At 65.0% G+C, this 25,843-nt stretch carries 15 protein-coding genes; 12 read left to right on the top strand and 3 right to left on the bottom strand.

Annotated elements, in window-relative coordinates; all coding sequences use genetic code 11:
- Nucleotides 1-55 precede the first annotated feature (55 nt).
- Genes ACREBX_RS14285 through ACREBX_RS14260 form a run of 6 tightly spaced genes read left to right on the top strand, consistent with a single transcriptional unit; the run spans nucleotide 56 to nucleotide 4,396 of the window.
- Nucleotides 56-139, top strand: coding sequence for a hypothetical protein (locus ACREBX_RS14285; protein WP_431562412.1), 84 nt, complete (start codon nucleotides 56-58; stop codon nucleotides 137-139).
- Complete coding sequence (gene trbL, locus ACREBX_RS14280) at nucleotides 136-1,431, top strand: P-type conjugative transfer protein TrbL (protein ID WP_431562410.1); 1,296 nt, start codon at nucleotides 136-138, stop codon at nucleotides 1,429-1,431. Before ACREBX_RS14285 ends, trbL begins: the two co-directional genes overlap by 4 nt.
- Nucleotides 1,432-1,435: 4 nt before the next feature.
- Nucleotides 1,436-2,119, top strand: a complete 684-nt coding sequence (trbF, locus tag ACREBX_RS14275; protein ID WP_431562409.1) for a conjugal transfer protein TrbF — start codon at nucleotides 1,436-1,438, stop codon at nucleotides 2,117-2,119.
- Nucleotides 2,116-2,964, top strand: a complete 849-nt coding sequence (gene trbG / locus ACREBX_RS14270) for a P-type conjugative transfer protein TrbG (protein WP_431562408.1) — start codon at nucleotides 2,116-2,118, stop codon at nucleotides 2,962-2,964. Before trbF ends, trbG begins: the two co-directional genes overlap by 4 nt.
- Nucleotides 2,961-4,175, top strand: a complete 1,215-nt coding sequence (locus ACREBX_RS14265) for a TrbI/VirB10 family protein (RefSeq protein ID WP_431562407.1) — start codon at nucleotides 2,961-2,963, stop codon at nucleotides 4,173-4,175. Before trbG ends, ACREBX_RS14265 begins: the two co-directional genes overlap by 4 nt.
- Complete coding sequence (locus ACREBX_RS14260) at nucleotides 4,175-4,396, top strand: DUF2274 domain-containing protein (protein WP_431562406.1); 222 nt, start codon at nucleotides 4,175-4,177, stop codon at nucleotides 4,394-4,396. The genes ACREBX_RS14265 and ACREBX_RS14260 overlap by 1 nt, the downstream gene beginning before the upstream one ends.
- Nucleotides 4,397-4,408: 12 nt before the next feature.
- Here the strand turns inward: ACREBX_RS14260 and ACREBX_RS14255 are convergent, their stop codons facing one another.
- Complete coding sequence (locus ACREBX_RS14255) at nucleotides 4,409-5,677, bottom strand: tyrosine-type recombinase/integrase (protein WP_431562405.1); 1,269 nt, start codon at nucleotides 5,675-5,677, stop codon at nucleotides 4,409-4,411.
- Between the two features lie 304 nt (nucleotides 5,678-5,981).
- The gene (locus ACREBX_RS14250; RefSeq protein WP_431562404.1) at nucleotides 5,982-6,476 is read right to left on the bottom strand and encodes a PilZ domain-containing protein; all 495 of its coding nucleotides are present in this window, start codon (nucleotides 6,474-6,476) and stop codon (nucleotides 5,982-5,984) included.
- Between the two features lie 493 nt (nucleotides 6,477-6,969).
- On the opposite strand from ACREBX_RS14250, the gene ACREBX_RS14245 reads away from it, so the two are divergent.
- Genes ACREBX_RS14245 through ACREBX_RS14220 form a run of 6 tightly spaced genes read left to right on the top strand, consistent with a single transcriptional unit; the run spans nucleotide 6,970 to nucleotide 24,771 of the window.
- Nucleotides 6,970-18,072 carry a VCBS domain-containing protein gene (locus tag ACREBX_RS14245; RefSeq protein WP_431562403.1) on the top strand — a complete coding sequence of 3,701 codons (11,103 nt, stop codon included), beginning with the start codon at nucleotides 6,970-6,972 and terminating at the stop codon, nucleotides 18,070-18,072.
- Nucleotides 18,073-18,123: 51 nt separating this feature from the next.
- Nucleotides 18,124-18,846 carry an OmpA family protein gene (locus ACREBX_RS14240; protein WP_431562402.1) on the top strand — a complete coding sequence of 241 codons (723 nt, stop codon included), beginning with the start codon at nucleotides 18,124-18,126 and terminating at the stop codon, nucleotides 18,844-18,846.
- Entirely contained in the window at nucleotides 18,846-20,240 is a 1,395-nt protein-coding gene (locus tag ACREBX_RS14235) for a TolC family protein (protein ID WP_431562401.1), read from the top strand. The genes ACREBX_RS14240 and ACREBX_RS14235 overlap by 1 nt, the downstream gene beginning before the upstream one ends.
- A gap of 35 nt (nucleotides 20,241-20,275) precedes the next feature.
- Nucleotides 20,276-22,423, top strand: coding sequence for a type I secretion system permease/ATPase (locus ACREBX_RS14230; protein WP_431562400.1), 2,148 nt, complete (start codon nucleotides 20,276-20,278; stop codon nucleotides 22,421-22,423).
- Nucleotides 22,420-23,511, top strand: coding sequence for a cell wall hydrolase (locus ACREBX_RS14225; RefSeq protein WP_431562399.1), 1,092 nt, complete (start codon nucleotides 22,420-22,422; stop codon nucleotides 23,509-23,511). Before ACREBX_RS14230 ends, ACREBX_RS14225 begins: the two co-directional genes overlap by 4 nt.
- A gap of 3 nt (nucleotides 23,512-23,514) precedes the next feature.
- On the top strand, nucleotides 23,515-24,771 hold the full coding sequence (locus ACREBX_RS14220; protein WP_431562398.1) for an HlyD family type I secretion periplasmic adaptor subunit: 1,257 nt from the start codon (nucleotides 23,515-23,517) through the stop codon (nucleotides 24,769-24,771).
- Here the strand turns inward: ACREBX_RS14220 and ACREBX_RS14215 are convergent.
- Nucleotides 24,717-25,787, bottom strand: coding sequence for a transglutaminase-like cysteine peptidase (locus tag ACREBX_RS14215; protein WP_431562397.1), 1,071 nt, complete (start codon nucleotides 25,785-25,787; stop codon nucleotides 24,717-24,719). The two genes, ACREBX_RS14220 and ACREBX_RS14215, sit on opposite strands and share 55 nt — an antisense overlap.
- Between the last annotated feature and the right edge of the window lie 56 nt (nucleotides 25,788-25,843).

The raw sequence follows: 25,843 nt of genomic DNA, 5'->3' as shown, positions 1-25,843 counted from the left end.
CCCCCCCCCCCCCCCACGACCGGCAGCCGATGATGTCCCCGCACATTGCCGCAGCATCACCGTCCCCGATCCCGCCTGCGACGTCGCATGGGAAACCAGGCGACGCCGCTTCTTTGGTCAAGAAAAGGATCCGCGATGAACGATACCGGCGTCATCGACACGTTCCTGTCGGTCTTTTCGACCTACATCGATAGCGGCTTCGGGCTGCTCGGCGGCGAGGTCGGTTTCCTCTCCTCGACGCTCATCGTGATCGATGTGACGATCGCGGCGCTTTTCTGGGCGTGGGGCGCCGACGAGGATGTGCTTCAGCGGCTGATCAAGAAGACGCTCTACATCGGCTTCTTTGCCTTCATCATCGGCAATTTTGCTGCGCTCGCGGCGATCCTGCTCGAGAGCTTTGCCGGTATTGGTCTCAAGGCAAGCGGCGGAGCGATGGCGATCGGCGACTTCATGCGCCCCGGCTTCGTTGCCGAAACGGGACTCGACGCCGCACAGCCTCTGCTCGATGCGACCGCCGATCTTGTCGGTCCGGTCGGCCTCTTCACCAACTTCGTCCAGATCATGGTGCTGCTGATCGCCTGGGTGATCGTGATCCTCGCCTTCTTCATCCTCGCGGTGCAGATCTTCGTGACGATTTTGGAATTCAAGCTCGTGACGCTCGCGGGCTTCATCCTGCTGCCCTTCGCCTTTTTCGGGCGCACTGCCTTCATGGCCGAGCGCGTCCTCGGTCACGTCATATCCTCCGGCATCAAGGTGCTCGTCCTGGCGGTCATCACCGGGATCGGCACCACCCTGTTCAGCCGCTTCATGGAAGCCGATCTCGGCCCCGAGCCCGACATCGAACAGGTGATGGCGATCGCGCTCGGCGCGCTCACGCTGCTGGGCCTCGGCATCTTCGGGCCTTCGATCGCCAACGGGATTGTCGCCGGTGGGCCGCAGCTGGGAGCAGGGGCAGCCGCGGGAACGGCAGTCGCCGCAGGAGCGACGCTGGCGGCCGGTGCGGCTGGCGCTACCCTCGCGGTGGGCGCTGCCAGCACGGCTGCCGGCCGCGCCGTCCTCGGCGGGTCGCGCGCCGCGGGCGGCGCGTCGGCATCCTATGCCAAGGGAGCGGCGGGGAAGACAGGCGCGGCGGCCTTCGGTTCGGGAATGGCCGAAGTCGCGCGTTCGGCCGCAAGCGGTGCAGGCGCCCCTGCGGGTCGCGCGGCGGACAAGATCAAGCAGAGCTTTGCTGCCGGCAAGGCAGCGGTCGCGGGTCCCGCCCCGGCACCCAGTGCGCCTTCGGGCGCTGGTGCCGATGCGCCGCCTGCATGGGCCGCCGCCATGCGCCGCCGCCAAATGATGACGCAAGGCGCGACGATCGCGTCGCACACCCTGAAGGGCGGCGACAGCCATGGCGCCGGCGGCGCCCCCGACATCCGCGAAAAGGAGTGATCGCATGTTCCGACGACCTTCGAACCGCTACGGCGTCTCGCCCGAGCCGGTGACCCCCTATCAACGCGCCGCGCAGGTCTGGGACGACCGGATCGGGTCGGCGCGCGTGCAGGCGAAAAACTGGCGGCTCGCCTTCTTCGGATGCCTGGCTCTTTCGGGCGGCCTTGCCGGCGGGCTCGTCTGGCAATCGGCGCGCGGCACGATCACGCCGTGGATCGTCGAAGTCGATAAGCTGGGTGAGGCGCGCGCCGTATCGCCGGCCGATGCCGACTATCGCCCGACCGATCCGCAGATCGCATTCCATCTGGCGCGCTTCATCGAGCATGTCCGGTCGATCCCGGCCGATCCGATCGTTCTCCGCGCCGATTGGCTCGCTGCCTATGATTTTGCGAGCGACAGCGGGGCGCAGGCGCTTAATGACTATGCCCGCAACAACGATCCCTTCGTCGAGGTCGGCAAGACCCAGGTCGCCGTCGACGTCTCGAGCGTGATCCGCGCCTCGAAGGACAGCTTCCGCATCGCCTGGACCGAGCGCCGCTATCAGGACGGCAGCCTCCTCGAAACATCGCGCTGGTCGGCGATCGTCACCGTCACGATCCAGCCGCCGCGTACGCCGGACGCGCTTCGAGCGAACCCGCTCGGACTGTTTGTCACCGCTATAAATTGGTCAAAGGAACTCAGCCAATGAACCATTTTCGTCGTTCCTCGGGCGCGCTCGTCGCCGCTCTATCGCTTGTCGCCAGCGCATCCGCGAGCGAGGCCGGTGATCCGCGCACCCGCGTAGGGCGCGCCAATGCCGAGGCCCGGGTCCAGCCCGACAAGCTCGGCTACCGCAATGCCATCCAGCAATATGCCTGGGGCGAGGGCGCACTCTATCAGGTCTACGCCGCGCCAGGGCAAATCACCGATATCGTGCTGCAGGAAGGCGAGCAACTGGTCGGACCTGGACCAGTCGCTGCCGGCGACACCGCGCGCTGGATCATCGGCGACACGATTAGTGGCAGCGGCATTTCGCGGCGCGTCCATATCTTGGTGAAGCCAACGCGCGCCGACATTTCCACCAATTTGATCATCAACACTGACCGGCGAACCTATCATGTCGAGCTGCGCGCGACGGCCGCTACCTATATGGCGTCGGTCTCCTGGACCTATCCCGCCGACGAACTGATTGCGCTACGGGCCGCGGAAGCGGCGGCCGAACGCGCTGCGCCCGTTGCGTCCGGCATCGATCTCGCCGCGCTTGACTTTCGCTACCATATCTCGGGCGACAAGCCCGGCTGGCGCCCCGAGCGCGTGTTCGACGACGGGCGCCAGATTTTTATAGAATTTGCCGAGAGCATTGCCACCGGCGACATGCCGCCGCTCTTCATCCTCGGTGAGAAGGACAAGGCCGAACTCGTCAATTATCGCGTTCAGGGGCGCTATATGATCGTCGACCGCCTGTTTGCGCGCGCCGAGCTGCGCCTTGGCGCCGGCCGCGCAGCGCAGCACGTCCGGATCGAGCGCGAGGCGTCGCACCGGAGCCGGTGGTGAGCGGCGCGGTTCCGGCCGAACCGGCGAACCCCGTCGATCGCGGCGAGGAGTCGCCTGTGGCGCCGCCGAGCGCCGACGGGTTTCGGCTCGGCGCCAAGCCGCCGCGGGTCATGCGTCTGTCGCGCAAGGCGCTCGCCGGCGTGGGAGCCGTTGCCGCCTTTGGTATCGGTGGCGCGCTCCTCTGGGCCCTCCAGCCGACATCGCCTAAAGATCCGGAGAATCTCTACAGCGCCGACAGCCGCCATCGGCCCGACGCTCTATCCAGCGCGCCCGCTGGATATGACAAGGTGCCGAAGCTCGGACCGCCGCTTCCCGGTGATTTGGGGCGGCCGATCGTCGCCGCTCAAAGGGAGGGTGAAGTCGTGCCCGTTCCGCCGATTGGCGCCCCTCCGTCCGCCGTTCGCGATCCGGCCGACGAAGCAAGGGAGCGGGCAACGCGGGAGCGCGAAGCGGCACGATCGAGCCGCCTGTTCCTCGCAAGCGGCGGTGTCGCCGAAAGGGCTATTGCTTCGGCAACTCACGTTCCCGCCCCGCCATCCGGTGGGCCAGCGCCTGGCACGCCCGTGTCAGAACGCCGTGCATTCCTTGTTGGCGGCGCGCAGGCGGCGCCCGAAAGCAACGAGCGCATTCGGTCTGCGAGCTCGCGCAATATCCTGCAGGCCGGCAGCATCATACCCGCGGCGCTGATCACCGGAATCCGGTCCGACCTGCCGGGGCAAGTGACGGCGCAGGTTACCCAAAATGTCTATGACAGCCCGACGGGCCGTATCCTCCTCATCCCCCAAGGATCGCGCCTGATCGGCGACTATGACAGTGCCATAACCACCGGCCAGAACCGCGTCCTGCTTGCCTGGGACCGGCTGATCCTTCCCGGCGGGCGATCGATCCAGCTTGCTCGCCAGCCCGGATCGGACGCGGCCGGTATGGCGGGTCTCTCCGATCGGACAAACTATCACTGGGGACAGGTGTTCCGCGCTGCGCTCGTCTCGACATTGCTCGGCATCGGCGCCGAACTTGGCGACAGCGGCGATGACCGGATCGCGCGGGCAATCCGGGAAGGAAGTCAGGACTCCATCGGCCAGACAGGACGAAGCCTCGTCGAGCGGCAGGCCGCGATCGCTCCGACGCTGACGATCCGCCCGGGCTATCAGTTCAGAGTGATTGTGACGCGGGATTTGATTTTCGAAACGGTCGCCGGAGGGCTTGGCTGATGAGCAAGCTGCGACTGGGGCCGATCGTCGAGGAAAAGCCGGTCAAGATCACGATCGAGCTGTCCGGCAAGCTCCATGCGGACCTTGTCGACTATGCCGCCGCGCATGCGAAGGAGAATGGATTGGGAGCACCCTTGCCGATCGAACGTCTAGCCCCACCGATCCTGGAGCGTTTCATCGCCGCCGACCGAGGGTTTTCGAAAGTACGCCGGCGCAGTTGAGAGATGGGAGCTTCAGGCAGCGATCTGGATATTCTCCACTTTCGTTGCACCCTCATGGAGTAGTCGCTCGATCTCGTCCGATGTGCGCTTCACGGCCAGTTTCAGCGCCTCATCGATGTGAATATAGTCCTGTGTGACATTCTGCGACGCGTGGCCCAGCATGGCGCGGATCGTGAGTTCCGAAAAGCCGAGGTCTCCAGCGACGCTTCCGAAGGTATGGCGCAACGTATGCGGTGTGACCCCGACGATGCCGGCGAGTTTGCAGACGCGTTGCAGGCAGTCGCTAACCGCCGTGAATGGCCCCATGCTGACGTCCGACGGAAACACGTGCGGGTTGCCGACTGTAATGGGCTGGCTCTCGATGATCCTGATCGCGGCGGCGCCGATCGCTCTCACTTGCGCGCCCCCCTTCGTGTCAGGAAAAGCTACATATCCGCCCGCTGCGCTAATCCACGCTCGTTGCATCGCCTGCGCTTCCTGACGGCGATAACCTGTCAGAAGCAACGTACGCAGGATAGCAAGCGCTACAGGGTTTTCGCCGTTACACTCCGCATAAGCGATTGCCTTCCCGATCATTTCGATCTCTGCAACGCTGAGGCGCCGGGTCTTCTTGTTACTGGCAAGTTTTCTCGCGCCTTGGGTGGGATGGACAGCGATCAGGCCCTTATGCTTCGCATGGCCAATAATGGCTTGGAGCGTTCCGACACATCGTCCCGCGACACCGGCTCCACCCGTCGCCGTGCCTCCACGTCCCCCGGTTCGAGGCTTGGCGGTCTTTCCGTTCTTCACGTCGGTTTGCATCTGCTCGACGTCGGCGATTGTCAGATGTTTTACGATGCGTTTGCCGAGAAGCGGTTTGATGTGCGTTTTGATGCGGCTCTCGTCCATGTCGAGAGACGAGGCTTTGATCGGAAGATTCTTGCGACCAAGAATATTGCCCGCACGTGCTTCGGCCAGATACCAATCGCACATTTCCGCAACCGTCATGCCCTGACGGACCTGTCGGGCCTCGTCCGCCGGGTCACCGCCGCGGATGACGTCTCCCAACTTCAGCATGGCGATATCCCGCGCCTGATCCACGGTCAGCGGACCAAAGCGGCCTATGTTGAGGCACCGCTTGATCTGCTCGGCATTGCGGTACTGTACCACGAACGTCTTGAGACCGGACGGCAAGACACGCACGCCAAAACCTTTGAGCTCGGTGTCCCAATGCACGATCTGCTTTTTCGCGGGCGGCGCCAGGCCGTCGACTGCGCGCTTTGTGAGTTTGCAGGTTGGCACGTCTTCGCTCCGTTGGTGAGAATCTTCATTTGATGAGCCGTTCTCACCAAATACTCTCCAGCGCGTTTCCAATTGCGCGCAACCGCAGGATAGCGTGTCGTAAGCTAAATATCAATATTCATTGATTAAAGTGTGCCATGGCGTAGGAAAAGAAAGCTTCGAAAACTACCAGACTGAAGTTGCCAAGGTTGGGGTCGAGGGTTCGAATCCCTTCGCCCGCTCCAGCTTCTCAAAGAATCTGCAATTTGACTCCCTTCGGCGAAGGGGGCTCGTGCGTGGGTGTCGCGCCGGTCGGGGCGCGGGCTCAGCCTGCCGAGAAGGTCAGCGAGACCAGGGCAAAGACGAAGAGAAGAGCCACGGCAGTGAACAACGCCGTCAACGCCGTGAACAGGATCGCGCTCGACGGCCGCCGCGCATAAAGCTCGTTGGCAGCGCGCGCGGTCGCCGCGGCGGCCCCATCGTCCGCCTCCTCGTCGGGGCCTGCCTTGAGCAGCGCAGCGCTGATCGCGCTCGCGGGGACGGGCGCCAGAAACTCGCACCCGAAGAGCCTGCCGTCGTGGCGAACGACGCGTGCGGGGGCGGCGCCGAGTTCCGGCAAGACCAGCAGGAACGTCTCGCCGATGGAAAAGCCCGCGCCGGTCTCGATCAGCAGGCCGGTCCGCGACAGGTTGCGGATGATCACGGCGGATTCGGCCGTGGCCGTGCGCGCCGCGACATCGAGCCGGAGGGTGCGGCGGCTCGTTCGCCTGCGATCGGTCGTTTCGACGGGATCCGCGATATGGGCCAGCAAGGATCTCACCACCGTCTCCTTTGGTGAACCATTATCGCCCGGCAACCCTTAATATTGCATTTTCGCCGTAGTTTTCGGGTGCGCCGGTCGAGCGGAATCGGCCCCGCTAAGATCGTCTCGGACCCACTTAACGCCGCGCGGAGCGCAGGGCCGATTCGCCGCCCGGTCGGCGCCTTTGCATGCGACGAACCGTGTTAAATTGTGGTTCCAATTGGGACGGGAGCATGCCTTTCGCGGCGGGCGGCCCGAGGAAAGAGATCGGGTTATGCCCTTGAACATGCGATATATTTAGTTCCCCAGAGCGCGCGCGGACGATCGACTGTTAAGCCCAAATTAGCGATGACTAAAAATGTGTTAACGCGCTTGCGGAGTCCCGGGAATCCATGTTTCCTAAGGGGTGGGGAAGGTCCGAGTCGCTCGGACAGTGGGTCGCACTGAAATTGGTGGAAATTTTGCTGTGCCGTTTTTGCGGCAGGGCGAGGTGCGTTCGAGGGAAATTGACATGGATGCTTTCGACAATCCGGCGCGGAATGGAATCACCGGTCCCGAACGCGACGGCGCATCGAACGAGCAAGCGAGCCGGGCCGTACCGGGCGGCGAGTTTCTCGCCGCGGCGGCGAACGTGACCGCCGCCGCATCGATCATACCGCTGGCGATCCAGGCTATCCTCGTTCCCGATGCAAGCGGCCGCATCATCCTGCCCGCGGGCGCGTCGATCGACGACATTACGATTTCGGGCACCGACCTTGTCATCACCTTGCCGAATGGTCAGGTGTTCATCATTCCCGGCGGTGCGGTCGACGTTCCGTCGATCGTCGTCGATGGCGATACGGTGCCTGCGAGCACGGTAGCGCAGCTGCTGGAGAATCTCGGCGAGCTGAACCCAGAAGCCGGTGTCCGAAGCTCGGGCGGCAATTTCGCCGATCCCGAAGGCCCGATTCAGGATGCCTATGCGCTCGGCGATCTGCTGCCCTATACGCAGCTTGCATTTCCGCAGCCCGAAGAGCGCGAACTGCTGCCGGCCGTTTCCGACGAAGAACCGACGATCGTCATCGTGACCCCCGATCAGCCCGCCGGGATCGCGGCAGCGACCGCGAGCGTCAACGAAGCCGGTCTTCCCGCGCGTGGTAACGAGCCTGCGGGCAGCAACAGCGCGGCGAACAGCGAAACGACGACGGGTTCGATCGTCTATGACGCCGGCGACGGGCTCGACACGCTGACGATCAACGGCACCGCCATCACGGCGGTCGGCCAGGTCGTCACGACGCCGCTCGGCCAGCTTACGATCACCAGCCTGACGCCGGGCAATGTCGGATACAGCTACACGCTGACCGACAACACCAATGCGAACAACAATCTGACCGACCCGTTTACCGTCGTCGTCACCGACAACGACGGCGACACCGCGACCGCGACGCTGACCGTCTCGGTCGTCGATGACGTGCCGACCGCGCGGGGTGATACTGATCAGGTCGCCGCGGGCAGCTTTGCGCCCGAGACGGGTAACGTCCTGACCGGCACGGGCACGACGAGCGGCGCGGCGGGCGCCGACACGCCGGGCGCCGATGGCGCGAGCCTGACGGGGATCCGCGGCGCGGGCAGCGAAGGTGGCTTTTCGGCGCCGGGCACGGTGCAGGGCCAATACGGCACGCTGACGATCAATGCCCAGGGCGGCTATACCTTTGTCCGGAATCCGGGCACCCCCGGCGGCGTCAACGACGTCTTCAGCTACCAGATTACCGACGGTGACGGCGATACATCGACGGCGACCCTTACCATCGGTATCGCCGACGCGCCGACCGTCATCACTTTCGTCCCGGGCGATGGCGAAGGTGATGGCGGTACGGTCGTTTATGAGGCCGACCTCGGCCCGCGCGAAGGCGAAACCCCGGGTTCAGCCTTTGCCGGCGGCGAAGGCGGCGGCGACACATCGACCAGCGGCACGATCACTTTCACGGCAGTCGACGGCGTCGGCAGCGTGTCGATCGGCGGCGTCGCGGTGACCCCCGGATCGCTGCCGCAGACGATTTCGAGCGACGCGACGGGGACGCTTGTCGTCACCGGCTATAGCTTCGATCCCGCGACCGGCGAGGGCTCGATCACCTATGCCTATACGCTGATCGACAACACACTCGACGGCGATGGTTCGACGGTCAGCTTCGACCTGGTCATCACCGATGTCGACGGCGACGCCGCGACGGACACGCTCGACATCGATATCGTCGACGATGTGCCGACCGCGCGTGCAGACAATGACAGCGTGTCCGAGGATGGGCCGACGGTGGCCGACGGCAATGTGCTGACCGGCAGCGGCGGCGAAGATGCCAATGGCGTCGATGGCGTCGGCGACGTGCAGGGCGCCGACGGCGCGACCGTCACCGCGGTCGCGGGCGGCGTGGTCGGCGCGGCGCTGGCAGGAGCCTATGGTGCGCTGACGCTGAACAGCGACGGCAGCTACAGCTACGTCCTCAACAACGAAGCGCAGGCGGTGCAGGGCCTCGCGGCGGGCGAAACGCTAACCGAGACTTTCACCTACACGATCACCGACGGCGACGGCGACACCTCGACGACGACGCTGACGATCACGATCAACGGCGCCGACGACGGTGTCACGATCAATGGCATCAACACCGAAGGCGGCGACCTGACGGTCGATGAGGATGATCTGGCCGACGGTTCGTCGCCCGACGCGGCGGCGCTGACGCAGGCCGGCAGCCTCTCGATTTCGACCCCCGACGGGCTTGGCAATGTGACGATCGGCGGCACGCAGGTCGTGACGAACGGCGTGTTCACCGCGGGCACCGCGGCGAGTCCGCTCGGGACCGTCAACATCACGGGCTTCACGCCGGTGATCGGCGCCGATGGATCGGTGATCGGCGGGACCTTCACTTATAATTATGTGCTTTCGGACAACACGCCGACGCACAGCAGTCAGGGCGAGGACTTCGTCGGCGACAGCTTTGCGGTGATCGTCACCGACAGCGACGGTTCGACCGGCACCGACAGTATCGACGTGCGCATCATCGACGATGTCCCGACCGCGCGCGACGATGTCGACAGCGTGACCGAGGATAGCGGAAACGGCGACAATCCGCCGGCTGCCGATGGCAATGTTTTGACGGGCTTGGGTGGCGGCGACGCCAACGCGACCGACGGGGTCGCCGACACTCAAGGCGCCGATGGTGCGACGGTCACAGCCGTCGCAGGCGGCGCGCTGGGCGAGGCTTTTGCCGGCACCTATGGCGCGCTGACGCTCAATGCCGACGGCAGCTACACCTATGTGCTGAACAATCAGGCGCAGCCGGTACAGGGCCTTTCGGCCGGCGAAACGCTGACCGAGACTTTCACCTACACGATCACCGATGGCGACGGCGACACCGCGGCCGCGACGCTGACGATCACGATCAACGGTGCCAACGATGGCGTCACGATCACCGGCCTCGACGCCGCGGGCGCCGAGCTGTTCGTCGACGAGGACGATCTGCCGGTGCGTCCCGGCGAACCTGCGGGTTCGGACACGACGCCCGACAGCCTGACCGACAGCGACAGTTTCACCGTATCGACTCCCGATGGCATGGGCACGGTGGTGCTGAACAGCTTCAACGGCGTGCCGCTCGGCGTGCCGCTGACGCTCGTCGTCGCGAACGGCACGTTCACGCCGCAGTCGGTTATGAGCGCCTATGGCACGCTCAATGTCACCGGCTTCACCGCGGTGACCGGCGCCGACGGTTCGGTGATCGGCGGGACGTTCACCTATAGCTATACGCTGAACGATAATCGCACCGACCATCCGGCGGCGGGTGAAGACGATCGCAACGACAGCGTCGGCGTGACCGTCACCGACATCGACGGGTCGACCGCGAGCGCGACGATCGACATCCGTATCACCGACGACGTGCCCGCCGCATCGGCCGAGGCGAACCAGAATGTCGCCGAGGGCGCGACGGTCACCGGCACGCTCGACTTCGTCCAGGGCGCCGACGGCGCGACCGTTACCCAGATCGACGGCACGGCGCTCGTCTTCGGCGGCGACGGCTTCTCGCAGGGCATCGATATCGGCCACGGCACGATCAAGGTGAAGGCCGACGGCAGCTACAGCTTTACCGCCGACGCCTCGGTGCCCGGCACCGGCAGCGCCGCCGCGACCTACACCGTCACCGATGGCGACGGTGATACAGCGACCGCGCCGATCAGCTTCACGATCACCGACGCCAATGTGCCGACCGCGGGCACGACGCTTGCGTCGGTCGATGACGATGCGCTCGCTGGCGGCAATCCCGCCAGCACGACCGGCGATCTGGCCGATCCGAACAGCGACGGCGACAATAATCAGGCGACCTTCAGCGGCCTGCTCAACCTTAATTTCGGTGGCGACGGCGCGGGTTCGGTGAACTTTGCCGCGATCAGCGGCCAGTTTGTGACCGTCGGCCAGGAATCGGTCCAGGTTGTGTGGAACCCCGGCACCAACACGCTGACCGGCACCGGCCCGCGCGGCGTCCTGTTCACCGTCGAAGTCACCAACCCCGCGACCGGTGCCTATAAGGTGACGCTGGTCGACAATGTCCTGCACACGCCGGGCGGCGACGAGAATGACGCCACGGCGACGCTGGGCTTCACGGTAACCGACGGCGACGGCTCGACCGCGAACGGATCGCTGCAGATCACCTTCGACGACGATGCGCCGACGGTGGCCGCGAATATCGCGCAGCCGGTGCTGACGGTCGATGAATCGACGCTCGGCACCGACGCTTCGTTCAGCTTTGCTTCGGTCTTTACCCCGACCTTTGGCGCCGATGGCGCCGCGACGACCAATTCGACCACCTATGCGCTCGGCATCGCGGCCGGATCGACGGGTCTTGTCGACACGCTGACGAACCAGGCGGTCGTGCTCAGCGTCGTCGGCGGCGTGATCCAGGGCCATACCGCGACCTCGAATGAACTGGTCTTCACGGTCAGCGTCGCGACGAACGGCACCGTCACGCTCGACCAGATTCGCGCGGTGGTCCACACCCCGGACAGCGGCCCCGATCAGCCGACGAGCCCGCTGGCGGACAATCTGATCACGCTGACCGCGACGGTTACCGATGCTGACGGCGACACGGCGACCGCCACCGCCAATATCGGCCAGAATCTGGTATTCGAAGACGATGCGCCGGTGGCGAATGACGATACGGCCGGCCTGACCGAAGGTGGCCCGATCTCGGTCACCTTCGACGTCGATACCAACGACACCGACGGTGCCGACGGTTTCGGCAGCCGCATTTTTACCAGCCTTACGGGCACCTATGGTACGATCACGATTAACGGCGACGGCACCCAGACCTATACGCTGAGCGCCGCCGGCCAGGCCGCGATCAACGCGCTGGCGCCCGGGGCGACGCTGACCGACACCTTCACCTACACGCTGACCGACAAGGACGGCGACAGCGACCCCGCGATGCTGACCGTCACGCTGACCGGCACCGACGACGGCGTGACGATCACCAATTTGATACCCGAGGCGCAGGGCGGCGATGTCTCGGTCGACGAGGACGACCTGCCCGCGGGTTCGGATACGGCGAAGGAACCGCTCACCCAGACCGGCACCTTCAACATCTCGGCACCCGATGGCGTCGCGAACCTCACGATCCATGGCGTACAGGTCATCAACAACGGCGTGTTCACGCCGGCGACGATTCCTACCCCGCTCGGCAACACGCTGAATATCACGGCCTATAATGCGGCAACTGGCGAGATCAGCTATAGCTACACGCTGGCTGCCGCCGAGGCCCATGCGACGGGCGCCGACGAGAACAGCCTGTTCGAGAATTTTGTCGTCACCCTGACCGACGTCGACAACGATACGACCGGCAGCACGCTGTCGGTGAACATCGTCGACGATGTCCCGACCGCGCGGCCCGATGCCGACATCGTCGTCGCCGAAGATGCCGCCGCGGTCGGAGGAAACCTGCTGACCAATGACACGCGCGGCGCCGATGGCGCGAGCGTGACGTCGGTTACGATCGGCATGACGACCACCGCCGTCAATGCGGTCGGAACGACGACGATTACCACGGCGAACGGCGTCTACACCTTCACCGCGGCCGGCGCATGGACCTTCGACCCGAACCCGGTGAGCAACGCCGCGGCGGTCAACGCGGGCTTCAGCTATACGATCACCGACGGCGACGGCGACATCTCGACCTCGACGCAGGCGATCAGTTTGACCGACGGCGCCAACCCGTCCGCAGGCGGGCCGATCACGCTGGCGTTCGACGACCAGAATCTGTCCGACGGTTCGACCCCCGCGGGCCCCGATTCGGCCAGCGGCTCGATCGCCTTCACGCCGGGTTCGGACGCGATCGCGTCGATCGTCTTTGCCGCCAGCGTCGCCAGCCTTGGCGGCGGCCTGACCTGGGTCCGTGTTTCGGACACGCAGATCACCGGTTCGGACGGCGCGCGGCTGGTCGTCACCCTCGACCTCGTGCGCAGCGGCAACAGCGCGAACGTCACCGCGACGCTCAACGATAATTACGACAGCCACCCAGGGCTCGATGTCGACGATCTCGTCAACCTCGGCTCGGTGGGAATCGTCGCGACCGACACCGACGGCGACACCGCAACCGGCACGTTCAATGTCACCGTCTCGGACGACCTGCCGACCGCGCGCCCCGACACCGATTCGGTGACCGAAGACACCGCGAGCGTCGCGACCGGAAACGTCGTGACCGGCGTCGGAACCACCAACGCGCCGGGAAGCGCCGATACGCAGGGCGCCGATGGCGCGGCGGTGACCGGCGTCGTGGCGGGCACGTCGGCAGTCCCGGTGGCGGGCAATGTGGGTTCGGTGCTCGCCGGGACCTATGGCTCACTGACGCTGAACGCCAATGGCGGTTACACCTATACGCTGAACAACGGCAATGCGACGGTGCAAGCGCTGGGTGTCAATGAGACGCTGACCGAAACCTATACATACACCATCACCGACGGCGATGGCGATCGGTCGACGACGACGCTGACGATCAAGATCAACGGCTCGAACGACCTGCCCACGATCGGATCGGCGACGACCGCCGTGTCGGACGAAGGCTTGGCGGGCGGTTTCCCCGATTCGACGGGCACCGTCGATACGACCAACCTCACCGTCCGGACCGGAACGATCACGGCGACCGACCCCGATGGCGATGCTCTGACGTTTTCGCTCGGCACGCCGGCGACGGCGCTGTCTTCGGGCGGTCAGCCGATCGTGTGGGACACGACCAATCCGCAGCTTCTGCTGGGCAGGGTCGGGACCGAAACGATCATCAGCGTTGCGATCAACAACAGCGGCAACTTCACGGTTTCGCTGCTGGGTCCGATCGATCATCCGAACATAACGCTGGAAGACGCGCTGTCGTTGGTGGTGCCCGTCAGCGTCAACGACGGCACGACGACAGTTACCAACGCAACGGCGCTCACCGTCGGCCTCGAAGATGACTCGCCGATCGCGATCGCTCCGCTCAGCGCGGCGCTGATCAATGCCCCCGGCTCGTCGGTGTATCAATCGCTCGACACCGACAATGACGTCGACAATAATTATGGCGGCGACGGTCCGGGAAGCGTGATCTTTACCGCGGCGACGATTGCCGCGCTCCAGACCCAGAATCTGACCGCGGGCGGTCTGGCGCTGAACTACGTGATCTCGGCCGGCGGCACCGTCCTGACCGCTGAAAAGCCGAACGGCGACGACGTGTTTATCATCCGCCTGCAACCGGCGGGTCACGCCGACCAGTATCAGGTCCAGATGGTCCAGAAGCTCGATTCGACCCAGACGGTCGATTTCAACGGCGGCGGTTACGACTTCGTTGGTGGCAACACCTCGTGGATCGGCTTCGTGAAGCCCGGCGACAACAACAGCTCTGACGTGCTGATCACGCCGATGACGAATAATGCCGATGGCGGTACGATGAACGCGAACGCCAACAACACGGGTGTTTCGGCTGGCAACAGCGTCGGGCCGACCGAAGCCGTCCGCGTCGATTTCGTGATCGATCTCACCGGGAATCCGGCGAACGGAGATTATGGTACGCTGGCGAACCAGAACCACGCCTTCGATTCGCATTATAATGCGAACGGCGCGTCGGCGCTGTTCACCAACATCAACTCCAGCAGCAGCGTCCGGCTCGTCGCCCGCGACGACAACGACACCGATAACGACGTCGGCGACGGTGTGAAGGATACGATCACCAAGGTCGCGATCAGTTTCAATAACGCGACGCTGACCGTGACGGCCAACGGCACCTATAATGTCGGCGGCCAGAACTTCACCGTGACCTTTGCCAACGGCGAAGCGACTGTCGCCGGGGTTGTGGCGAATACCGTCGTCGCCGGCTTTACTGCGGATGGATATAACAGCATCGAATTCCACCATGCCGGTGGCGATACGTTCAAGATCGGCGACTTCGGTGCGGTCGTGCAGACCGAAAACCCGGTAAACTTCAATGTACCGGTCACGATCGTCGACGGCGATGGCGACACCGCGCAGGCGTCGCTGGCGATCACCACGGCATCGCCGTTGCTGGTCATCGGGTCGGCGACGGGCGACATCGCCGACGAACCCACCGACCACGTCGTCGCCAACCCGCAGGGTCAGGTTGACGGTGCGATCCAGGGCAGCAATTTCGACGATACGCTGGTCGGTGACCCGGGCTCGGTGACGATCACCGAAGGGCAGCAGGCGAATGTCGTGCTCGTGCTCGACAGTTCGGGCAGCATGACGACGCAGATCGCATTCGGCGGCGGCACGATCTCGCGGATGCAGGCGCTCAAGAACGGCGTGAACGCGCTGATCGACAGCCTGTCGCAATCGGGCGCGCAGGACGTGCGCATCACGGTGATCGATTTCGATAACAGCGGCTCCAATTTGGGGACGTTCAACCTGATCGTGAATGGTGTGGTGCAGGCCGCGCAGGTCACGTCGGCGAAGGCGGCCGTGAATGGCATGATGGCGTCCGGCGGCACCAACTATGAAGACGGCCTTCAGGATGCGTTGAGCTGGATCAACGGCGGCAACGGAATTGCGGGCGCCGACGTGAACAAAGTGGTGTTCGTTTCCGACGGCCTCCCGACCCTCTGGAATACTGGCGGCAACGGGAGCGATTCCGATGCTACCAACGTCCAAAATGCGATGAACCAGGTGCTCGGGTCCGATGGAACCAATGAGCCGCAGCAGATATTGGCGACCGGCTATTCGATCGATTCGGTCGGGGTCAACGTCAATGCGACGCTGCTCGCCCGGCTGAGCGATGTGGAGGACGGCGTTGCATCGGGCGGCACAGGCAGCGCGACCAACGCCGACTCGGCCGAAGAGTTGGCCGCGGTTCTGCAGGTTCTTGGCGGCTCGACCGACCTTGCGGCGGCGGGGAATGATGTGATCAACGGCGGCAATGGCGCCGACGTGATTTTTGGCGACGTCATGTTCACGGACGCGTTGGCGACCCAGCTTGGCGTAAACCTGGCACCCGGATCGGGCTGGGCCGTGTTCCAGACGCTGGAGGGCCGGGTCACCGCCGAGTCGCTCGATCCGGCAGGAAATGGCGCGGACTGGAATCGCCAGGACACGATCGCCTATATCCGTGCCAACCATGGCCTGCTGGCTCAGGAAAGTGGCCGGACCAACGGTAACGATACCATCAACGGCGGCGCCGGCAACGACATCATCTACGGCCAAGAGGGTAATGACACGATCGACGGCGGCGACGGCGACGATTTCATCAGCGGCGGGTCGGGCGTCGGCACGATCACCGGAGGGATCGGCAACGACACCATCATCGCAAGCACGGGCAACGGCAGCATCGTCAACGCCGGCACGGGTGCCGACCGGGTGACAATCAACGCGGGCGCGCTGACCTCGACCAACTGGTCGATCAACCTTGGCAGCGACAGTGCCGCCGACAAGATCATATTCAATCACAACAATGTGAGCGATACGCAGCAAACGGTAGCGACCGTAAGCAGTTTTGCCGTTGCGGCGGACAAGGTCAGCATTTCGGTCAACGGCGCGTCGGCGAGCGATGGCGCCTTTGTAACGGTCACCGCGACCCAGACGGATATCGCCGCCGGCACCGAGGTGATCGAACTGGTCAACGCCGCATGGGTCACCGCCTCGCTCGGCAACGACGGCAACGGCAGCACGATCGAAGGCTTCATCCAGGCCGCCACCGACGACATTCCCAACGGAACCTACACCTTCATCGTTTATTCCAGCACGACCGGTACGGCCGATGCCGGCATCTATTCGGTGACGATCACCGACAATACCAACCCCGGCAATGGCGGTATGGTGGTCGAGCATATCATGACGTTGAGCGGCGTCGGTTATGGCACCCTCTCCGCCGCCAATTTCGTCGGGACGGCCGACCCGATCATTCTCGACCTCGATGGCGACGGATATGCCTTCGGTGCGACCGCGGCGTTCGATATCAACGCCGATGGGGCGGCCGATCGGGTGGCGTGGAACTCGTCGAACGATGGCATTCTCGCAGTCGACCTCGATGGTAACGGCATGATCGACAGCGGGACCGAGATTTTCACCCCGCGCTTCGCAGGCGGCAATTTTGTCAACGGCGTCGAAGCGCTCGCCTCGCTCGACGACAATGGCGACGGCGTCATCGATGCGGCCGACGCGGCTTTTGCCGACCTGCTGGTCTGGCAGGACGCCAACGCCGACGGCGTCAGCGATGCGGGCGAGCTTTCGAGCCTTGCCGATCAGGGGATCGCCTCGATCGCGACGGGCGCAACCCTCGCTGACGAGCAGGTCGATGGCCAGGCGGTGACCGCGCGCGGCGGCTTCACCCGCGATGACGGAACGCGCGGCGATTATATCGAAGTTCAGCTCGACGCACAGCTCGGCACCCGCACACCGGCGCGCGAGGCGGAAGACGTCCAGCGCGCCGCGGGCAACCAGGCGCTGACCAGCTCGCTGGTCGCCGCGTCGCTGATCGTCGGGATTCACGACGCGCAGCCGGACAGCGGCGCGTCGCCGATGGTTGCGGCGAAGGGCGAGCCGAGTATCGACCAGGCAGACGGCGGCGTTGCGGCGGCTGCCGTCGATGTCTCGGCACTGGCGACACCTGCGAGCGCCGCCAGCGACGGCCCCGCGGAAACGCCGAAAACAGCCGCGCCCGACACGTCGGCTACGTTGCATTCCGACGAAGCGAGCCCCGCCGCGATCGACGGTGCGCAGGACAGCGGCTGGCGCAGCGAAACCACCGACAATGCCGACGCCGACAACTCCGATTCGCTGGCCGACATGATCGCGGATCGCGGTTCGTTCGATCCGGGCGTGATGGACGGCCTGCTGTCGCTGGCGGCCGCGCCGGCCGAGGCGGCCCTCGCCGGTTCCGATGCCGCGGCGCAGGATCCGGCGGCGGTCGCGGTGCTTGCCGAGGTTCTGGAAAGCGGCGGTAGCACGGTCGATCAGCTGATCCACGCCGTCACGGGCGGCCCCGAACCGGTACAGATCGCGGGCGGCGAGGCGCCCGCTTTCGATCTGGCGCGGTTCCTTGATCAACAGATCGCGCCCGACGTGGTGTTCCCGACCAGCCAGCCGTTGGAAGCGGATCTTCACAATATGGCGGCGGCCTGATCGAGAAAATTTCGGACCAGTGACAGAGAATAACGGGAGGGCGATACGAAAATGGCACATCAACCGGGAAAATGGATGGCAGCGGCAATTGCCGCGCTGGCCTTCGCCCAGCCTGGCAGCGCACAGGCGCAGGCTCTTGCCGATCTGCCGATCGACCAGGTGCGGACCGAGGTCCAGACCCGCTACGACGCGGCGCTGGCGCTGACCACCGATCGATCGATCGTCGCCGCCAACAGCAACACCTATACCTGGGCATCCGAAGCCAAGGCGCAGTGCGGAATTGCCAAGGGCTTTCTGAAATCGAACACCAAGGACGCCGAAAGCCTGCGCCGTTGCGATTTTGCCTATGGCATGATGACCAAGCGGCCGCAGCCGACCCCGGATGCGCCGCTTGTGCCGCCGGCACCGCCGACCGAAAATTGCCCGCCCGAGGTTGCCTCGACCTTCTATTTCGACTGGAATTCGACCGTCGCGCCCGCCGATGCGGGCCAGTCGGCCGCTTTCATGGCCGAAAACCGCACGCGGTGCGGCTGGCGGACCTTCACCGTCGTCGGACACACCGACCGGTCGGGCCCCGACGCCTATAACGAAGGTCTGGCGCTGCGCCGCGCACGCGTGATCGCCGACATGATGGGGGCTGCGGGTATTCCGGCAGATGCCATTGCGGTGTCGGGCATGGGTGAGCGCAAGCCGCGCGTCCAGACCGTGGACGGCCAGCGCACGCCGGAGAACCGGCGCGTCGAAGTTGAAGTGAACGGGACGGGGGGACAGTGATGAAACCGCAATATAAGCTCGCCGGCTTTGCCTCGGCCATCGCCATATCCTTTTTCGCCAGTTCGGCCTTTGCCGAGCCGACCAGCATGCAGAATGTCATGGCGGTCGCGATCGATTCCAATCCGCAGATCAACCAGGCGGAAATGAACAAGCAGGCGATCGAGTTCGAACTCGAGCAGGCCAAGGGCCTGTATCTGCCGCGCGTATCGCTCGAATTGTCGGCGGGGGTCCGCCGGCTCGAAAATGCGACGCGCCGCAACCTCGGCATCGCCAACGACGAACTCTATCCGCTCGAAGCGGGGATCCGGGCCGAGCAGACGCTGATCGATTTCGGCCGGCGCCACGGCGAAAAGCTTCGCCAGGCGGCGCGCGTCGATGGCGCTGCGCTGCGCGTGGTCGAGCGGTCCGAGTTCATTGCGCTGCAATCGGCGCGGCAATATCTCGACGTCCTGCTGCAACAGCGCGTCGTCGCCGCCGCCGAAGACAATATGACCTTTCACAACAGTCTGGTGTCCGACCTGTCGAGCGGCGTGACCGCCGGGTCGATCAGCGTCGCCGACCTCCAGCAGGCGCAGGAGCGCGCCAAGGCGGCAAGCGTGCGCGTGTCCGAAGCCAGGGAAGCGCTGCAAAATGCAAAAATCGAGTTGCTCGCGCTGAGCGGGCTCGAAGTCGAAGACGTGCAGGTGCCGCCCGCGATGGCTGAAAAACTGCCCGTCAGCCTGAGCGAAGCGATCGGCCTGACCCGGTCGCGGCACCCCAAGGTGCTCGAAGCGCAGGCCGATGTCGATGCGGCCAATGCCGAGGCGAAGAAGGAAAAGGGCGATATTTTCCCGACGATCGGCCTCGAATTTTCGGGCCGGGTCGGCGAAGATATCGACGCCTTCCGCGGCGAGACGACAGACCTCTTGGGCCGCGTCGTCCTCCGCTGGGATATTTTCAACGGCGGGATCAACCAGGCGAAATATCAGGAGATGATCCGCCGCGCGAGCGAGAGCCGCTTCCGTCTGCATGAAACCGAACGCAATGCCGAGGCCGACACGCGCCGTGCGTGGAACAGCCGCGAAACGCAGACCGCGGTGTTCCGCGACCTCGTCGATCAGAGCAAGTCGACCGACGAACTCCTGATTTCGTACCGCGAGCAATTCTCGGTCGGTCGCCGTTCGCTGCTCGACGTCCTCGATGCGCAAAACACGCGTTTCAACGTCCAGGTGCGTGCCGAAACCGCGCGTTTCTCGGAGATGTTCGCGGTCTATCAGGTGCTGGCATCGACCAACAGCTTGCTCGAAGCGTTCAACCTGACCGCACCCGAAGCGCGCCGCGTCTATGCGCGCGAGAAGGTTGGTTACGGCCCGCCGGCTCCCGCCGAACTCCAGCGTCGCCATTACCCGCAATGATGCCAGTGGATTGATTCCAAGTAGAAAATTTGAATATGGTGCAGAATCAATCCTCCATATCGCGTATCGGTAAAGAGGCGCCGGGCGATCCGCTGATCGCCTGCATCCTCTTTGTCGCGCAGCATTTCGGCCAGAATTTCCAGCGCGGCGCACTCTCGGCGCTCGCGCGCGATGAAAGGGGGTTCCTTCCCTTTCACCAGGCCGAAGCCGCGCTCGACCTCTGCTTCATCAACAATGAGCGACTCTACGCGCGCAAGGTGAGAAACCTTGCGCGCGACCTGCCGGCGATCATCCGCCGCAACGACGGATCGTGCGCGGTGCTGATCGAGGCGAAGGACGACCAATGTCTCGTCTGGGAACCCGGTGCCGACGCGCCAGTCTGGGCGGACGAAACGTCGGTCGAGGAAAGCTACGCCGGGCAGGCGGTGGCGGTTGCTGCCGACCCGACCGCGATCCGCGCCGAGGAACGGCCGTGGGACGAGCAGGCAAAGCGCCACTGGTTCTGGAGCGAGGTCCGACGGATGCGCCGCTCCTTCTATCCGGTGCTCGGTGCGGCGCTGATGATCAACCTGCTCGGCTTTGCGCTGCCGCTCTTCACGATGAACGTCTATGACCGCGTCATCCCGAACAAGGCGGTGTCGAGCCTCTGGGTCCTCGCCGTCGGGGCCCTGCTCGCCTTTGCGGTCGAATTTACGCTGCGCCTCGCACGGTCGACCTTGCTCGACGATCTCGGCCGCGAACTCGACGTCAAGCTGTCCGAAAAAATCTTTTCGAAGGTGCTGAACATGCCGCTGGCCGACCGCCGCGGCAGCACCGGGATGCTCGCGCGGCGCGTGTCCGAATTCGAATCGGTCCGCGATTTCTTCGCCTCGACGACGATCGTCCTGCTCGTCGATATCGTCTTCCTGTTCCTGTTCCTGATCATGATCGCGGTGCTCGCGGGATGGCTTGCGCTCGTGCCGCTGACGATCATCGTCGCGATGGGCGTCGCCGGCTATTTCCTGCAGCGGCGAATGGTGCAGGCGTCGCTCGACAATCAGGCCGACATGAGCATCCAGCATGCGATGCTCGTCGAGGCGATCGGCGGGGCCGAGACGGTCAAGAGCTGCGCCGCCGAGGGGCAGGTGCTGGGGCAGTGGCGCCGGATGGTCGACACCAGCGCGCGGACGCAGGCGACGATGCGCCGGACGGGCGCCGCTGCGATCAATCTCGCGACGCTCGGCCAGCAATTTTCCAGCCTCGCGCTCGTCGTCGGCGGCTTCTATCTGTTCGACGAGGGCAAGATTTCGATGGGCGCGATCATCGCGATCGTCATGCTCGCGGGCCGCTCGATGGCGCCCGTGGGACAGCTCGCCCTGCTGATGACGCGCGGGCGTCAGGCGCTGACGACGATGGCGAGCATCCAGCAGATGATCGAGGCCGACGACGAGCGTCGCATGGGCAGCAGCGCGCTGAACCTCACGATCGACACGGGCAATATCTCGGTCGAGGGGCTGTCGTTCACCTATCCGGGCGCGGCGGCGCCGTCGCTCACCGACATCGACCTCAAGATCGAGGCGGGGGAGCGGATCGCGATTGTCGGGCGCGTCGCGTCGGGCAAGTCGACGCTCGGGCGGCTGCTCTGCGGCCTCTATGCGCCCGAGGCGGGTAATATCTTCATCGACGGGCTCGACAGCCGCCAGCATTCGCCGATCTATCTGCGTTCGCAATTCCGTTTCGTCGGGCAGGATTCGGTGCTGTTTAGCGGCTCGATCAAACAGAATATGCAGTTTTGCGCGCCCTCGGCCACCGATGCCGAATTGCTCGCCACGCTGCAGTCGATCGGCGCTGACCGCTTCATGGGCCGCGACGAAACCGGGCTCGACCGCGGCACCGGCGAACGCGGCGGGCAGCTGTCGGGCGGCCAGCGCGGTTTCCTGACCATCGCGCGTGCGCTCGCATCGCCCTCGCGGCTGCTCTTCCTCGACGAACCCACGGGCGCGATGGATACGCAGAGCGAACGGCTTTTCATCCAGGCGCTCGATAAGGCCGTCGCCAAATCGCAGACGGTGATCATCGCCACCCACCGCGAAGCCATCCTGCAGATGTGCGATCGCATTATCGTCATCGACGGCGGACGGATCGTCGCCGACGGCCCGCGCGCCGACGTGCTCGCGCGATCGACCAAGGAACCGGCATCATGATCCCTGAGCTTAACATCGGGCACGACGGCGCCGCAACGGCCGACGCGCCCTGGGCCGAGGCCAGGCAGGGGCCGCCCAAAAGCCTGAAGCTGATCCTGCTAGGTCTCGCGCTGTGCGCGGCCGCGATCCTGTTCGCTTCGTCGAACGACCGGCTCTCGCGCTTTGTCGAAGGCGTCGTCGCGAGCTGGACTGCCGACCCCGCCGAAACCGCCAAGGCTGCGAAGAAGAATGCGATCGCAAAGTTGATCACCGAAACCGAAACCAATTCCATCGTCCCGACCGCCGAAGGCGCCGACGCCGTCGCGCGCAACGCGCTGCTCCCGGTCTCGACGCTTCCGGTCGAGGCGGCGCGGCCGTTCCTGATGCCGACGATCTCGCTGGCGCAGGCGACCAATGCGCAGCGCTGCCTGACGCAGGCGATCTATTATGAGGCCGCGACCGAGTCCGACGCGGGCAAGGCCGCGGTCGCGCAGGTCATCCTCAACCGCATGAAGCACCCCGCCTATCCGAACACCGTGTGCGGCGTGATCTATCAGGGCAGCTCGCGTCCGGGTTGCCAGTTCAGCTTTGCCTGCGACGGATCGATGCGCCGCCCGCCGGTGCCCGCGCTGTGGCGCCGTTCGGCCGAGATCGCGCGCGCCGCGCTGTCGGGCCATGTCGAGGTGAGCGTCGGCATGGCGACGCATTATCACGCCAATTATGTGCTGCCGCGCTGGGCGCCGAAGCTCACCAAGATCGAGCAGATCGGCGCGCATATCTTCTATCGCTGGCCGGGCTCGTGGGGGAAGCCGGGGGCTTTCTCCGACGCCTATGCCGGCGCCGAATGGATTCCGGCGTTCAGCCAGCTCTATCAAGGCGGCGCGGCGACCGTCGAGGCACTGCCCGGCGAAGTGATTGCGGTCGAGGGCGTGCCCCCGCCGCGCGACCCGACCGATCACCGCGCCGACAATGACGTCGGCGGGCGCGTCGATACGACCAAGGGCTGGGTCCCGAATATTCCCGATCCGACGCAGAGCAAATCGCGGTTCGATAGCCTGACGAGCCAGCAGGGCGTCGCCGCCACACCCGAAACCCAGCTCGGAAAATAGCGCATGGGAATCGTGAAATTTTGGCAGCGTCTCCGCGGAAGCGAACAGATCATGGTCGCGGCGGCAGCGGGCTTTGTCCTGTTCCTGCTGTGGGCGAGCATCGCGCGCGTCGACGAAGTGTCGCGCGGACAGGGCCGCGTCATTCCGTCGTCGAAGGTGCAGATCATCCAGTCGGCCGAACCGTCGACGATCCGCGAAATCCTCGTCCGCTCGGGGCAGACGGTGAAAAAGGGCCAGTTGCTCGTGCGGCTCGACAACACGACATCGCAGTCGGAGCTTGGCCAGCTCGAAACCGAGAATGCGCGGCTGGGGCAGCGCGCCGCGCGCCTCGCCAGCGAAGGCGGCGGGGCAGGGTGCACCGGCGCAAGCTGCGGCGACGAAATGCGGCTGGCCGAGGTACGGCGCTCGTCGTTGCAAAGCCAGCTCGCGGCGCTGTCCGCCAGCGTCGAGCAGCGCCGCCGCGATATGGGCGAAGCGCAGGCGACCGCCTCGTCACTCGAAAGCAGCCTGAGCCTCGCGCGCGAACAGGTCGCGATGCTCGCGCCGCTCGCGGCAAAGGGCGTCGTGCCGCAGACCGAACTGCTGACCGCGCAGCGCGAAGTCGTCGATATTCAGGGCCGCCTCGCCGCGGCGCGCCAGGCGATTTCGCGGTCGCAGGCGGCGGTGCGTGAGGCGGGCGCCGAAGTGTCGCGCGCGCGCTTCGATTTCCAGCAGGAAGCCTTGAACGAACGCAGCCAGCTCACGACCAAGATGGCGGTCAACGAGGAAACGATCCGCGGCGCCGAAGGCCGGCTGGCGCGCTCCGAGATCCGTTCGCCGACGCGCGGCGTCGTCAACGACCTGCTCGTCAACACCGTTGGCGGCTTTGTGAACGCGGGCGAACAGATCATGCAGGTCGTGCCGCTGGGTGATAAATTGCTGATCGAAACGCGCGTCACCCCGCGCGACATCGCCTTTATAAAGGTCGGCGACCCCGCGAACGTCAAGGTCACCGCGTATGACTTTTCAATCTATGGCGGGCTCAACGGCAAGGTTGTCCGTGTCTCGGCCGACAGCATCTATGACGAGGTCGAACGGCAGGCATATTTCACCGTCGTGGTCGAAACGAGCAACGCATTCCTCGTGTCGAACGGCCGCCGGCTGCCGATCACCCCCGGCATGCTATGCGATGTCGAGATCGTGACCGGCAAGAAGTCGGTGCTCAGCTACTTGTTGAAGCCGGTCTTGAAGGTGAGCGGGTCGGCGCTCACCGAGCGCTGATTGTTCAGCGCCAGCGTATAGGATTTTTGCGACGCGGGGATCGCGGCGAAGTTCGGCGATGGCTGCGTGCCGCGATAGGCATGCACCCAGCGCCGGTTCTCGCTGAACGACAACACGGGTCGCACCGCATTGGACTGGCTGCCGTCGTAAAGGCGGTCGGTCACATTATCGAGCACGACCTTGCCGGCATCGGTCTGGACGAGCAGGAAGGCGTGGTCGGCGTTCGCGGCGAGATCGCGGAGGAGGACGAGCTTCATCCGCTCGGCATCGACTCCCGCGGCGCGCAGCATCTGCATCTTCAGGATCGCGAAGTCCTCGCAATCGCCACTGCCGCGCGCGATCGTCTGTTCGGCGGTCGCCCAGAAATCGCGCTGCCGGTAATTGCGGTCGTCGTTCACATAGGTGATCTCGCGATTGACCCACTGGTTGACGCGGGCGAGCAGATCCTGCTCGTTCAGCCCCGGCGAAGCGTTCGCGCGGCGCAGCTTGCTCTGCATCAGCCCGACGGGCGCGGCGCGGCGGACATGGTCCCAGCGATCATCGAAGCGTGTGCGCTTGACCGGGATCGCCCGGGTGCCGAGTTCGGCGGCCGGATCATATTCGGCGGCTTCGGCGAGCGGAGCGAAAATCGACGGCGCACCGCAGCCTTCGGAAGAGAAAGCGATCGGGGTGCGGCTGGCGGGCTCGAGCGTCTGCCGAACGGGGAACGCGTCGAGGCTGGCGGTGATCGGTAGAGGGGCGGCGGTCCCGGGTGCCTCGCTCCCCAGCTGGTCGGCCCGAATCCGGTCGAGCGCGCTCGGCGCTCCGCCCAATATGGCGCGAGACATGTCGGCCTTAGCCGGCGGCGCATGGCTCGCCGCGACGGGGCATGCGGCCTTGCTGTCCGCCAACGCCTTGGCGTTGAACAGCTTCGATGAGGCATGGGCGGCAGACGGCGTCAGCGCCGCAGCGGCAAGGGCAACCGAGACAGGAAACCACCGCGACTCGCCAGCGACAAGATGGGCATGCTTTCTCATGCGGCCCGATTTGCCGGGGCGGCGTGAGGATATGCTTCATGACGATAGTAAACGTA

Source organism: Sphingopyxis sp., assembly GCF_050725655.1.
Classification (GTDB): Bacteria; Pseudomonadota; Alphaproteobacteria; order Sphingomonadales; family Sphingomonadaceae; genus Sphingopyxis.
This window is presented reverse-complemented; position numbering and strand designations above follow the sequence as displayed.

Coding starts and splice junctions, on each gene's coding strand:
- ACREBX_RS14260 (WP_431562406.1), top strand. CDS start 4,175: ATGAGCAAGCTGCGACTGGGGCCGATCGTCGAGGAAAAGCCGGTCAAG.
- trbG (WP_431562408.1), top strand. CDS start 2,116: ATGAACCATTTTCGTCGTTCCTCGGGCGCGCTCGTCGCCGCTCTATCG.
- ACREBX_RS14220 (WP_431562398.1), top strand. CDS start 23,515: ATGGGAATCGTGAAATTTTGGCAGCGTCTCCGCGGAAGCGAACAGATC.
- ACREBX_RS14245 (WP_431562403.1), top strand. CDS start 6,970: ATGGATGCTTTCGACAATCCGGCGCGGAATGGAATCACCGGTCCCGAA.
- ACREBX_RS14230 (WP_431562400.1), top strand. CDS start 20,276: ATGGTGCAGAATCAATCCTCCATATCGCGTATCGGTAAAGAGGCGCCG.
- ACREBX_RS14240 (WP_431562402.1), top strand. CDS start 18,124: ATGGCACATCAACCGGGAAAATGGATGGCAGCGGCAATTGCCGCGCTG.
- trbF (WP_431562409.1), top strand. CDS start 1,436: ATGTTCCGACGACCTTCGAACCGCTACGGCGTCTCGCCCGAGCCGGTG.
- ACREBX_RS14225 (WP_431562399.1), top strand. CDS start 22,420: ATGATCCCTGAGCTTAACATCGGGCACGACGGCGCCGCAACGGCCGAC.
- ACREBX_RS14235 (WP_431562401.1), top strand. CDS start 18,846: ATGAAACCGCAATATAAGCTCGCCGGCTTTGCCTCGGCCATCGCCATA.
- trbL (WP_431562410.1), top strand. CDS start 136: ATGAACGATACCGGCGTCATCGACACGTTCCTGTCGGTCTTTTCGACC.
- ACREBX_RS14215 (WP_431562397.1), bottom strand. CDS start 25,787: ATGAGAAAGCATGCCCATCTTGTCGCTGGCGAGTCGCGGTGGTTTCCT.